Raw genomic sequence first — 12,084 nt, 5'->3', positions numbered from 1 at the left:
CGTCGCTCGTGGCCGCGACGAAGCGGGCGCTGCCGCCGCACCTCGGCGGTGCGCTGACCGGGCGTGCCGCCAGTGCACTCCCGCATCGCGGCTCGGGCACGGTGCCCGTGTGGGCGTGGGCCGCGATGATCGTCTTCGTCGCGCTGCTGCTCTACGCGGCGCGCTGGATCAACGGCGGCTGAGCGGCCGGCCGTTTCCGCTGCGAGGCTCGCCCGCCGCGCGCCTACCGCGCGGCATCGGCGCCGGCTCCGGCGCCGCGAAATTCCCTTCGATACGCCGACGGCGACGTGCCGAGCGTGCCCGCGAAATGCTGGCGCAGCGACACGCTCGACCCGTAGCCGGCCGCCTGCGCGATCGCATCGATCGACTGCCCGGTGGTTTCCAGCAGATGCTGCGCGCGCGCCAGCCGCTCGGCCTGCAGCCACGCGGTGACGGTCGTGCCGGTCGCCTGGCGGAAGTGGCGCGTGAACGTGCGCCGGCTCATCAGCACGCGGTCGGCGAGCGAATCGACGCTGTGCGCGGCGTCGAGGTGCGCGCGCACCCAGTCGAGCAGGCCCGCGAGCCGCGCATCGCGCGGGTGCGCGGCGACCGGCTGCGGCACGTATTGCGCCTGCCCGCCCTGACGGTGCGGCGGGATCACGAGGCGGCGCGCGATCTGGTTCGCGGCGTCCGAGCCGAAGCGCCGCCGCACGACGTGCAGGCAGCAGTCGAGCCCCGCGGCCGTGCCGGCCGACGTCATCAGGTTGCCGTCGTCCACATACAGCACGTCCGGATCGAGCCTCACGCGCGGGAAGCGTTGTGCGAAGTCGTCGGCCCATGCCCAGTGCGTGGTGGCCGGGCGGCCGTCGAGCAAGCCGGCCGCGGCGAGCACGTACGCGCCGAGGCACAGCCCGACGAGCTGCGCGCCGCGCGCGGCGACCGCACGGACGGCGTCGAGCAGCACGTCGGGCGGCGCTTCGTCCGGGTCGCGCCACGCCGGCACGATGACGATGTCCGCGTCGTCGAGCCCGTCGAGGCCGTAGGGCGCGGTGATCGTGAAACCGCCCGTCGTCGACAGGGGGCCGCGCTCGGCCGAGCAGACGCGGAACTCGAACGCGGGCGACGCGGCCGCGTCGCGTTCCTTGCCGAACACGACGGACGGCACCGACAGGTGGAACGGGCTGATGCCGTCGTACGCGATCACGGCAACGACGGTCGGAGCGGCCGAGGCGGGCCGGGTGGACGAGGCGGCGGTCATGGCGGGCTCCGGATTGGTGATGGCCCGATTCTATCGAAGAATGGCTATCGGGCCACTGTCCACGTGAGCGACGCGCCCCGACAATGCATCGCATCGCGCCGCTGACCACCCCGTTCCGGGGCGGGGCCGCGCCCCTGGACCAGGAGCCCGCCATGTCGAACGCCGTCCCGCATTCCGTTTCCCATTCCGCTACCCGCCGCGCGCTGATCGTGATCGACGTCCAGAACGAGTACGTGACGGGCAACCTGCCGATCGAATATCCGCCGCTCGACGTGTCGCTCGCGAACATCGGCCGCGCGATCGATGCCGCGCATGCGGCCGGCGTGCCCGTGATCGTCGTCCAGCACGTCGCGCCGGCCGGCGCGCCGATCTTCGCGCCCGGCACCGACGGCGTCGCGCTGCACGCGGTCGTCGCCGGCCGGCCGTACGCACACCTGATCGAGAAGACGCGCGCAAGCTCGTTTGCTGGGACCGACCTTGCGGCGTGGCTCGATGCGCACGGGATCGACACGCTCGCGGTGGCCGGCTACATGACGCACAACTGCAATGCGTCGACGGTCTATCACGCGGCGCATGCGGGGCTGAATGTCGAATACCTGAACGACGCGACGGGCACGCTGCCTTACGAGAACGAAGCAGGCGCGGCGAGCGCCGAGGAGATTCACCGCGCGTACGCGGTGGTGTTCCAGTCGAATTTCGCGGCCGTGATGTCCACCGATGCGTGGATCGCGGGGCTGGAAGGTGCGCCGATGCCGAAGCGCGATTCGGTCGCCGCGTCGAACCGGCGGGCCCGCGCGCAGCGCGCGAAGGCGGCCTGAACCGGGCGGGGAGAAGGGGCGGCGGGCAGGCCGTCGGCGAGATTGGCGGCCCGCCCGATGAAACGAAGCCCCGAACCGCGGGCGAACGCGCGTCGCGCGGTCATTCGCCGTCCTTCAGCATCGCCGGGCTGTAGCGCAGCATGTCGAAACAGCCGTCGACGAGCTTTTCCGCATGTTGCTCGGCGTCGATCTCGTCGGGCAGCATCAGCATGTCGCGCACGAAACCGCTGACGAGCGTGTGCAGCATCAGCGTCGCGCGCCACGTATCGAGCCGCTCGGGCAGCAGCTTGAGCCGCACGGCCCCCGCGAGATCGGCGTCGATCGCGTGCAGTGCCTCGCTCATCCCCGCGCGGTTGCGCTGCAGCAGCGGCTCCAGGTCGGCGACGTATTCGCACTTCATGAACAGGATGCTGAACACGCGGCGCAACTGCGCGTCGCGCTGCACGCCGAGCAGGCACCAGATCAGGATCTGGCGGATCTTGTCGAGCGGATTGCCGCCCGGCGCGTCGAGCGGCATCCGCTTCAACTCGTCGATCGGCAGAAACACGCGGTCGAACATTGCGTCGAACAGTTCGCTCTTGTTCGCGAAATGCCAGTAGATTGCGCCGCGCGTCACGCCGGCATGTTGCGCGATGTCCGCGAGCGACGTGTGCGACACGCCTTTCTCGAAGAACACGTGCTCGGCGGCGTCGAGAATGCGATTGCGCGTCTCGAGCGCCTCCTCCTTGGTACGTCTGACCATGTGCAGGCCTGATTGGATCGATCGTAGGTGAATATAGGGTCTGCAACCCCCGGCGCGGTCATATAGACTGGCTATGCTCGCGGCTGGTAACAATCTGTAAGACTGGACAGCCGGTCGCGCACAAACGGGCTTTTTACATACATTCATGAATGTATATACAATACCACCCTACGATCGAATGACCCAAGTGGCAATCAGTTAATATCCCACTCTGCTGATTCCCGCCAAAGTACCAGTCCGCAGTTGCGGGGCATCCTGTCGGCACGGAGGTTTCGTGCCGCTTGCTGTATCTAGCAGTCCAGTAATTCAGGTGTTCGATCTGCGCCGTGAGGCGCATCCGTGTTGCGCTCGCTCCGGTCGGGTGCGGCACTTATTCCATTGGTTATACACAGAGGTCGCTCCATGCGCGTCGAACGGGTTCCATACCGCTTAATCACTGTCGCGACGGCCGCCGTTTTCCTGGCCGCGTGCGGGAAAAAAGAATCGGCACCGCCGCCGCAAACGCCGGAAGTCGGCGTCGTCACCGTCCAGCCGCAAGCCGTACCGGTCTTCACCGACCTGCCGGGTCGCACCAGCGCGTTCCTCGTCGCGCAGGTCCGCGCGCGGGTCGACGGCATCGTGCTGCGCCGTGAATTCACCGAAGGCACCGACGTCAAGGCCGGTCAGCGCCTCTACAAGATCGACCCGGCGCCTTACATCGCGGCGCTGAACAGTGCAAAGGCAACGCTCGCGAAGGCGCAGGCGAACCTCGTCACGCAGAACGCGCTGGTCGCACGCTACAAGGTGCTGGTGGCCGCGAACGCGGTCAGCAAGCAGGACTACGACAACGCGGTAGCCACGCAAGGCCAGGCCGCGGCGGACGTCGCGGCCGGCAAGGCGGCGGTCGATACCGCGCAGATCAACCTCGGCTATACCGATGTCGTGTCGCCGATCACCGGCCGCGTCGGCATCTCGCAGGTGACGCCGGGCGCGTACGTGCAGGCGAGCCAGGCGACGCTGATGTCGACGGTGCAGCAGCTCGATCCGGTGTATGTGGACCTCACGCAGTCGAGCCTCGAAGGGCTGAAGCTGCGCCAGGACGTGCAGAGCGGGCGCCTGAAGACGTCCGGGCCGGGCGCGGCGAAGGTGTCGCTGATCCTGGAAGACGGCAAGACCTATTCGGAGCCGGGCAAGCTGCAGTTCTCGGACGTGACGGTCGACCAGACCACCGGCTCGGTGACGATCCGCGCGGTTTTCCCGAACCCGGGCAAGGTGCTGCTGCCGGGCATGTTCGTGCGTGCACGGATCGAGGAAGGCGTGAACGAGAACGCGTTCCTGGTGCCGCAGATCGGCGTCACGCATGACCAGAAGGGTCAGGCGATCGCGATGGTGGTGAACGCCAGCAACAAGGTCGAGCCGCGTCCGCTGAAGACGACGGGCATGCAGGGCCCGAACTGGGTGGTCGAAGGTGGTCTGCAAGCGGGTGATCACGTGATCGTGCAGGGCGCCGACAAGGTGCGCCCGGGTGCGACCGTGAAGACGGTCCCCGCACAGCTCGCACCGGCGGCCGATGCCGCGTCGGGTGCGGCTGCCGCGTCCGCCGCGCCGGCTGCCGCCGGTTCCGGCGCCGCTGCCGCTTCCGGTGCTGCCGCATCGGGCGCTGCGCCGGCGAGTGCTGCCGCTGCTTCGAGCGCGCAATAACAGGGAGCCTGTTTCATGGCAAAGTTTTTTATCGATCGCCCGATCTTCGCGTGGGTGATCGCCATCATCCTGATGCTGGCCGGGGTTGCGGCGATCTTCACGCTGCCGATCTCGCAGTATCCGACGATCGCGCCGCCATCGATCCAGATCACCGCGAACTACCCGGGCGCTTCCGCGAAGACGGTGGAAGACACGGTGACGCAGGTGATCGAGCAGCAGATGAGCGGTCTCGACAACTTCCTGTACATGTCGTCGACCAGTGACGACTCGGGCAACGCGACGATCACGCTGACTTTCGCGCCGGGTACCAACGCCGACATCGCGCAGGTCCAGGTGCAGAACAAGCTGTCGCTCGCGACGCCGATCCTGCCGCAGGTCGTGCAGCAGCTCGGCCTCTCGGTGACGAAGTCGAGCAGCAGCTTCCTGCTGGTGCTCGCCTTCAACTCCGAAGACGGCAGCATGAACAAGTACGACCTCGCGAACTTCGTGGCGTCGCACGTGAAGGATCCGATCAGCCGGCTGAACGGCGTCGGTACCGTCACGCTGTTCGGTTCGCAGTACGCGATGCGGATCTGGCTCGACCCGAACCGCCTGACGAACTACGGTCTCACGCCGGTCGACGTCAGCTCCGCGATCACCGCGCAGAACGTGCAGATCGCCGGCGGCCAGATCGGCGGCACGCCGGCGAAGCCGGGCACGATGCTGCAGGCGACGATCACCGAATCGACGCTGCTGCAGACGCCCGAGCAGTTCGGCAACATCCTGCTGAAGGTCAACCAGGACGGCTCGCAGGTTCGCCTGAAGGACGTCGCGCAGATCGGCCTCGGCGGCGAAAACTACAACTTCGACACGAAGTACAACGGTCAGCCGACCGCGGCACTCGGTATCCAGCTCGCGACCAACGCGAACGCGCTCGCGACCGCGAAGGCCGTGCGCGCGAAGATCGACGAACTGGCACCGTTCTTCCCGCACGGCCTCGTCGTGAAGTACCCGTACGACACGACGCCGTTCGTGAAGCTGTCGATCGAGGAAGTGGTCAAGACGCTGCTCGAAGGTATCGTGCTCGTGTTCCTCGTGATGTATCTGTTCTTGCAGAACCTGCGGGCGACGATCATCCCGACGATCGCGGTGCCGGTCGTGCTGCTCGGCACGTTCGCGATCATGTCGATGGTGGGCTTCTCGATCAACACGCTGTCGATGTTCGGCCTCGTGCTCGCGATCGGCCTGCTGGTCGACGATGCGATCGTGGTGGTGGAGAACGTCGAGCGCGTGATGGCGGAGGAGGGCCTGTCACCGAAGGAGGCGACCCGCAAGGCGATGGGCCAGATCACCGGCGCACTCGTCGGCGTGGCGCTGGTGCTGTCGGCGGTGTTCGTGCCGGTGGCGTTCTCGGGCGGTTCGGTCGGTGCAATCTATCGCCAGTTCTCGCTGACGATCGTGTCGGCGATGGTGCTGTCGGTGCTCGTCGCGTTGATTCTGACGCCGGCACTGTGCGCGACGATCCTCAAGCCGATCCCGCAAGGGCATCACGAAGAGAAGAAGGGCTTCTTCGGCTGGTTCAACCGCACGTTCAACAACAGCCGCGACAAGTACCACGTCGGCGTGCACCACGTGATCAAGCGCTCGGGCCGCTGGCTCATCATCTATCTGGTCGTGATCGTCGCGGTTGGCCTGCTGTTCGTGCGCCTGCCGAAGTCGTTCCTGCCCGATGAAGACCAGGGCCTGATGTTCGTGATCGTGCAGACGCCGTCGGGTTCGACGCAGGAAACGACCGCGAAGACGCTCGCGAACATTTCCGACTACCTGCTGAAGGACGAGAAGGAAATCGTCGAATCGGCGTTCACGGTCAACGGCTTCAGCTTCGCGGGCCGTGGCCAGAACTCCGGTCTCGTGTTCGTTCGCCTGAAGGACTACTCGCAGCGTCAGCATGCGAACCAGAAGGTGCAGGCGCTGATCGGCCGGATGTTCGGGCGCTACTCGGGTTACAAGGACGCAGTGGTGATCCCGTTCAACCCGCCGTCGATTCCTGAACTCGGTACGGCTGCCGGCTTCGACTTCGAACTGACCGACAACGCGGGTCTCGGCCACGATGCGCTGATGGCCGCGCGTAACCAGCTGCTCGGGATGGCCTCGAAGGATCCGACGCTGCAGGGCGTGCGCCCGAACGGCCTGAACGATACGCCGCAGTACAAGGTCGACATCGACCGCGAGAAGGCGAATGCGCTCGGCGTGACGGCGGATGCGATCGACCAGACGTTCTCGATCGCATGGGCATCGAAGTACGTGAACAACTTCCTGGATACCGACGGCCGGATCAAGAAGGTGTACGTGCAGTCGGATGCACCGTTCCGGATGACGCCGGAAGACCTGAACATCTGGTACGTGCGCAACGGGTCGGGCGGGATGGTGCCGTTCAGCTCGTTCGCGACCGGTCACTGGACGTACGGTTCGCCGAAGCTCGAGCGCTACAACGGCGTGTCGGCGATGGAAATCCAGGGTCAGGCCGCACCGGGCAAGTCGACCGGTCAGGCGATGGCCGCGATGGAAGGGCTCGCGAAGAAGCTGCCGGTCGGTATCGGCTATTCGTGGACCGGCCTGTCGTTCCAGGAAATCCAGTCCGGCTCGCAGGCGCCGATCCTGTACGCGATCTCGATCCTCGTCGTGTTCCTGTGTCTGGCGGCACTGTATGAAAGCTGGTCGATCCCGTTCTCGGTGATCATGGTGGTGCCGCTCGGCGTGATCGGCGCACTGCTCGCGGCGACGATGCGCGGTCTGGAAAACGACGTGTTCTTCCAGGTCGGCCTGCTGACTACCGTGGGCTTGTCCGCGAAGAACGCGATCCTGATCGTGGAGTTCGCGCGCGAACTGCAGCAGACGGAGAAGATGGGGCCGATCGAGGCCGCGCTGGAAGCGGCGCGCCTGCGGCTGCGTCCGATCCTGATGACGTCGCTCGCGTTCATTCTCGGCGTGATGCCGCTCGCGATCAGCAACGGCGCGGGTTCGGCCAGCCAGCACGCAATCGGTACGGGCGTGATCGGCGGGATGATCACGGCGACGTTCCTCGCGATCTTCATGATCCCGATGTTCTTCGTGAAGATCCGTGCGATCTTCAGCGGCGAGAAGGAAGACGTCGACGAGGCGCTGCGCCTGGCTCAGGAGCACTCGCACCACGAAGAGAAGCCGGGCAACGGCGACGAAGGCAACAAGGGACAGTGATGATGCAAAAACACGCTTTGACTGCAATCGCGGTCGCGCTCTTTGCCACGGGCTGCACGATGGCGCCGCATTACAAGCGGCCCGACGCGCCCGTCGCACAGGCGTACCCGGCCGGCGGCGTCTACGCGACGCAGCCGGGTGCGGCCGGCGCGCGCAGCGCGAACGGCCAGGCGGCGACCGCCATCGGCTGGCGCGAATTCTTCGTCGATCCGCGCCTGCAGCGGCTGATCGAGATCGCGCTGAAAAACAACCGCGACCTGCGCGTGTCGGTGCTGAACATCGAGGCGGCGCGCGCGCAGTACCAGATCACGCGCGCGGAGCTGTTCCCGACGCTCGACGGCACGGGCACGGGCAGCATCCAGCGTTTCCCGGCCGGCGTGTCGTCGACGCGGGCGCCGTTGATCTCGCGCAGCTACAACGTCGGGCTGTCCGCGTCGTGGGAGCTCGACCTGTTCGGCCGCGTGCAGAGCCTGAAGGACCAGGCGCTCGCGCAATACCTGTCGACGTCGTACGCGCGGCAGGCGTCGGAGATCTCGCTGGTATCGCAGGTGGCCGATCAATACCTGACGCTGCTGTCGACCGACGATTTGCTGAAGGTCACGGAGAACACGCTGAAGTCCGCTCAGGCGCAGTACGACCTGACGAAGCTGCAGTTCGACAACGGCACGGGCTCCGAGCTCGAGCTGCGTCAGGCGCAGACGGTGGTCGAGACGGCGCTCGCGAATCAGCAGGCGCAGGCGCGTGCGCGTGCGCAGGCGCTGAACGCGCTGGTGCTGCTGATCGGCGAGCCGCTGCCGGACGATCTGCCGCCGGGCATGCCGCTCGACGCGCAGAACCTGCTGACGGACGTGCCGGCCGGGTTGCCGTCGGACCTGCTGACGCGTCGTCCGGACGTGATGCAGGCCGAGCAAACGCTGCTGGCCGCGAACGCGAACATCGGCGCGGCACGCGCGGCGTTTTTCCCGAAGATCTCGCTGACGGCGGCGTTCGGTACCGCGAGCCCGACGCTCGGCGGCCTGTTCAAGGCCGGCACGGCGGCATGGTCGTTTGCGCCGAGTATTGCGCTGCCGATCTTCGAGGGCGGTTCGAACATCGCCAATCTCGATCTCGCGCACGTGCAGAAACGCATCGAGATCGCGAACTACGAGAAGGCAATCCAGTCGGCATTCCGCGAAGTGGCGGATGGCCTGGCCGCACGCGGCACGTACGACCAGCAGATCGCGGCGCTCGAGCGCAACGAGCACGCGCAGCAGCGCCGTTTCGACCTGTCGGATCTGCGTTACAAGAACGGTGTCGACAGCTACCTGTCGGTGCTGACCGCGCAGACGGATCTGTACTCGGCACAGCAGACGCTGATCAACGCACGTCTGGCGCGCTGGACGAACCTCGTCGACCTGTACCGCGCACTGGGCGGCGGGTGGATTCAGCGGGCAGGCGAGACGCCGCGCGCGCCGGATGCGCCGGTCGACTACGACAAGGCGGCCGCTCCGGCGCCTGCGTCGTCGGCGGCGACGAACGGGTAAGTGAAAGGCGGGGCAGGAGCGGGCAACTGCTTCTGCCTGCCGAACCGGCGAGATGCAAAAGCGAAAACGCCACGGATGAAAATCCGTGGCGTTTTCTTTTGTGCGGCCGGGTCGTGCGAGACCACGACGGTTGGCGTGACGATGACTGCATCGGATGCCGCCGATGCCGATCTCGGCAGATACGCGTCCAGGCGCGATCAACCGATCACCCGATCAACCAGGCCGCCTGCACCGCATCGCAGGCAGCCACCCCTCGCGCGCGAGGCACCCCGCGTAGCCCGGCTCCGCCAAGCAAAAACGCCACGGCATGCCGTGGCGTTTTCCGTTACCGCTTCGCGCCGTCGTCCGACGCGTCGTGATCAGTGATGCGCGCCGTCGTCCGGCGCGTCGTTGATCAGTGATGCACGTCGGCCGGGCGGCCGTCGAAGTCGTGTCCGGCGCGGCGGATCTCGCAGCGCGCATCCTTTTCGCCTTTCACGCCGTTGAACACGATGTTCAGGATCACGGCCGATGCCGACGCCAGCAGGATGCCGCTGTGCAGGATCGGGGCGAGCGCGGGCGGCAGCTTCGAGAAGAAGTGCGGCGACACGACCGGCACGAGACCCATGCCGACGCTCACGGCGACGATGAACAGGTTGTGCGAGTTGTTCACGAAGTCGACCTTCGACAGCACCTTGATGCCGTTCGCGGCCACCATCCCGAACATCACGATGCCCGCACCGCCGAGCACGAACGGCGGCACCGATGCGACCACCTGCGCCATCTTCGGGAACAGGCCGAGCAGCACGAGAATCACGCCGCCCGTCGCACACACGAACCGGCTCTTCACGCCCGTCACGCCGATCAGGCCGACGTTCTGCGAGAACGACGTATGCGGGAACGAGTTGAAGATGCCGCCGATCAGCGTGCCGAGGCCGTCGACGCGCAGGCCGCGCACGAGGCGCTCCTGGTTGACCGGACGATCGACCATGTCGCCGACCGCGAGGAACATGCCGGTCGATTCGATGAACGTGACGAACATCACCGTGACCATCGTCACGATCGACAGCGGGTCGAAGTGCGGCATGCCGAAGTGGAACGGCATCACGATGCCGACCCACGGTGCGTGCGCGACGCCGTCGGTATTCACGCGGCCGATCGCGAACGCGATCGCGAAGCCGGCGACGATGCCGAGCAGCACCGAGATGTTCGCGATGAAACCGCGGCCGAACTTGTTGATCAGCAGGATCAGCGTCAGCACGAGCAGCGACAGGCCGAGATAGACGGGGCTGCCGTACTCGGGGTTGCCGACGCCGCCGGCCGCCCAGTTGATGCCGACTTCCATCAGCGACAGCCCGATCACCGCGATCACGGTGCCGACCACCACCGGCGGGAAGAACCGCAACAGCTTGCCGATCATCGGCGCGAGCACGATACCGATGATGCCTGCCGCGATCGTCGAGCCGAAGATGTCGAGAATGCCGAGGCCGGGGTTCGTGCCGATCGCGATCATCGGGCCGACTGCCGCGAACGTGCAGCCCATGATGACGGGCAGGCGGATCCCGAAGATCCACAGGCCCAGCGTCTGGATCAGCGTGGCGATGCCGCACGAAAACAGATCGGCGCTGATCAGGAACGCGATCTGGTCTTTCGGCAGCTTGAGTGCGGCGCCAACGATAAGCGGCACGGCAACAGCGCCGGCGTACATGACGAGGACGTGTTGCAGGCCAAGCGTTACCAGCTTGCCGGACGGCAGCACCTCATCGCACGGATGGACCGTGTTCGATTGCATCTGTCTCACTCCATGATCTTGTTTTCGGGGTGATACGAAGTTATGCGGAATGAATCCACGCAACAAGAGCGCTGGGTACTATTCCGCTCTTTGCTGGTTCGATATGCCATTTCGGCATGAAACAGGGTGTCGATCATCGGGAAACTGCCGCAGGAGTGAGGGTTCCCGGTTTTATAGCCCTTCAAAATAGCGCTGGCCCCCATGTCAAATATCGGCCGCTTTATGGTGTGTATCGGGCGGGGCGCATAGCGGCAAAAAGTGCCTGGGAAAAATCGTGCCGGGTTAACCCGCGAGCGGCCGCTTTCACCGCCAACGTGCAGCCGGGTGAAACCCGGCAGGCCATGGCGATTTCGGCCGGCGCGGCGGCGGCAAAAGACGGGGCGCGCATCGCGATCCCGTTATCATCGACATCCGTTCATTCGAATTCGCCCTCACGTCATGCGCCTGCTCGGAATCGACCTCGGCACCGGCTCCGTCAAACTCGTCACGCTCGATGCCGACGGCGTCGAGCGTGCGGTCGCGAGCGAACCCTATGCGCTGTCGTCGCCGCAGCCCGGCTGGGCCGAGATCGCGCCCGACACGTGGTGGCAGGCGCTGGTGCGCGCGGCCGCGCGGTTGCCGGCCGGCGAGCGTGCGCAGGTGGTGGCGATCGGGTTCTCGGGGCAGATGCACGGCGTCGTGCTGATCGACGCGGCCGGGCAGCCGGTGCGGCCCGCGCTGCTGTGGCCCGACACGCGGGCGGTGCGCGAAGCGGATGAGGCCGGCTGGCCCGTCACGGGATTGCCCGTTGCCCCGAACCCCGTCGCGCCGGGTATGGCCGGCCCGCTGTTGCGCTGGCTGGCCGCTCACGAACCCGATGCGCTGCGCGCCGCGCGCTGGGCCGTGCAGCCGAAGGACTGGTTGCGCATCGCGCTGGGCGGCGACGTCGCGGCCGATCCGAGCGACGCGTGCGCGACCGCGCTCGCGACGCCCGACGGCGCATGGGATCTCGCATTGATCGACGCACTCGGCCTGCCGGCCGACCGGTTCGCATCGGTGCAGCCGTCGACTGCGCGCTGCGGCACGCTCGGCGCACCGGCTGCGGCGGCACTCGGCCT

At 66.6% G+C, this 12,084-nt stretch carries 8 protein-coding genes and 1 pseudogene; 6 read left to right on the top strand and 3 right to left on the bottom strand.

What is annotated here, in order from left to right; translation table 11 throughout:
- Positions 1–182, top strand: a pseudogene (locus DPV74_RS39555) (carbon monoxide dehydrogenase); the annotation flags it as partial.
- Between the two features lie 41 nt (positions 183–223).
- Here DPV74_RS39555 and DPV74_RS39550 read toward each other — a convergent pair.
- Complete coding sequence (locus DPV74_RS39550) at positions 224–1,237, bottom strand: helix-turn-helix domain-containing protein (RefSeq protein ID WP_119339165.1); 1,014 nt, start codon at positions 1,235–1,237, stop codon at positions 224–226.
- A 152-nt stretch (positions 1,238–1,389) separates the two neighbouring features.
- On the opposite strand from DPV74_RS39550, the gene DPV74_RS39545 reads away from it, so the two are divergent.
- The gene (locus tag DPV74_RS39545) at positions 1,390–2,055 is read left to right on the top strand and encodes a cysteine hydrolase family protein (RefSeq protein WP_060207009.1); all 666 of its coding nucleotides are present in this window, start codon (positions 1,390–1,392) and stop codon (positions 2,053–2,055) included.
- A gap of 100 nt (positions 2,056–2,155) precedes the next feature.
- On the opposite strand, the gene DPV74_RS39540 is transcribed toward DPV74_RS39545, so the two are convergent.
- Positions 2,156–2,797 (bottom strand): TetR family transcriptional regulator, encoded by a 642-nt coding sequence (locus tag DPV74_RS39540; RefSeq protein ID WP_027789239.1) that lies wholly within the window; start codon positions 2,795–2,797, stop codon positions 2,156–2,158.
- Between the two features lie 402 nt (positions 2,798–3,199).
- Here DPV74_RS39540 and DPV74_RS39535 point away from each other — a divergent pair, with 402 nt between their 5' ends.
- From DPV74_RS39535 to DPV74_RS39525, 3 genes are read left to right on the top strand one after another with little or no spacing between them, the layout of a single operon-like run.
- The gene (locus DPV74_RS39535; RefSeq protein ID WP_027789240.1) at positions 3,200–4,477 is read left to right on the top strand and encodes an efflux RND transporter periplasmic adaptor subunit; all 1,278 of its coding nucleotides are present in this window, start codon (positions 3,200–3,202) and stop codon (positions 4,475–4,477) included.
- Between the two features lie 15 nt (positions 4,478–4,492).
- On the top strand, positions 4,493–7,693 hold the full coding sequence (gene bpeB, locus DPV74_RS39530) for an efflux RND transporter permease BpeB (RefSeq protein WP_027789241.1): 3,201 nt from the start codon (positions 4,493–4,495) through the stop codon (positions 7,691–7,693).
- Positions 7,693–9,216 carry an efflux transporter outer membrane subunit gene (locus tag DPV74_RS39525; RefSeq protein ID WP_060195118.1) on the top strand — a complete coding sequence of 508 codons (1,524 nt, stop codon included), beginning with the start codon at positions 7,693–7,695 and terminating at the stop codon, positions 9,214–9,216. The genes bpeB and DPV74_RS39525 overlap by 1 nt, the downstream gene beginning before the upstream one ends.
- Before the next feature lie 394 nt (positions 9,217–9,610).
- Here DPV74_RS39525 and DPV74_RS39520 read toward each other — a convergent pair whose 3' ends face one another.
- A complete protein-coding gene (locus DPV74_RS39520) occupies positions 9,611–10,987 on the bottom strand; it encodes a nucleobase:cation symporter-2 family protein (protein ID WP_162923282.1) in 1,377 nt (458 codons plus the stop codon).
- Between the two features lie 438 nt (positions 10,988–11,425).
- Here DPV74_RS39520 and DPV74_RS39515 point away from each other — a divergent pair.
- Positions 11,426–12,084 (top strand): FGGY family carbohydrate kinase (locus tag DPV74_RS39515; RefSeq protein WP_240440106.1); only part of this gene is annotated, 659 nt, incomplete at its 3' end.

This window comes from Burkholderia sp. HAN2018 (genome assembly GCF_024704855.1).
Classification (GTDB): Bacteria; Pseudomonadota; Gammaproteobacteria; order Burkholderiales; family Burkholderiaceae; genus Burkholderia; species Burkholderia cepacia.
The sequence above is the reverse complement of the archived record's forward strand: the minus strand, read 5'-3'. Positions and strand labels throughout refer to the sequence as shown.

Bases quoted from the DNA above. Each gene is read 5' to 3' on its own strand.
- DPV74_RS39520 (WP_162923282.1), bottom strand. From the start codon at position 10,987: ATGCAATCGAACACGGTCCATCCGTGCGATGAGGTGCTGCCGTCCGGC.
- DPV74_RS39545 (WP_060207009.1), top strand. From the start codon at position 1,390: ATGTCGAACGCCGTCCCGCATTCCGTTTCCCATTCCGCTACCCGCCGC.
- bpeB (WP_027789241.1), top strand. From the start codon at position 4,493: ATGGCAAAGTTTTTTATCGATCGCCCGATCTTCGCGTGGGTGATCGCC.
- DPV74_RS39525 (WP_060195118.1), top strand. From the start codon at position 7,693: ATGATGCAAAAACACGCTTTGACTGCAATCGCGGTCGCGCTCTTTGCC.
- DPV74_RS39540 (WP_027789239.1), bottom strand. From the start codon at position 2,797: ATGGTCAGACGTACCAAGGAGGAGGCGCTCGAGACGCGCAATCGCATT.
- DPV74_RS39535 (WP_027789240.1), top strand. From the start codon at position 3,200: ATGCGCGTCGAACGGGTTCCATACCGCTTAATCACTGTCGCGACGGCC.
- DPV74_RS39550 (WP_119339165.1), bottom strand. From the start codon at position 1,237: ATGACCGCCGCCTCGTCCACCCGGCCCGCCTCGGCCGCTCCGACCGTC.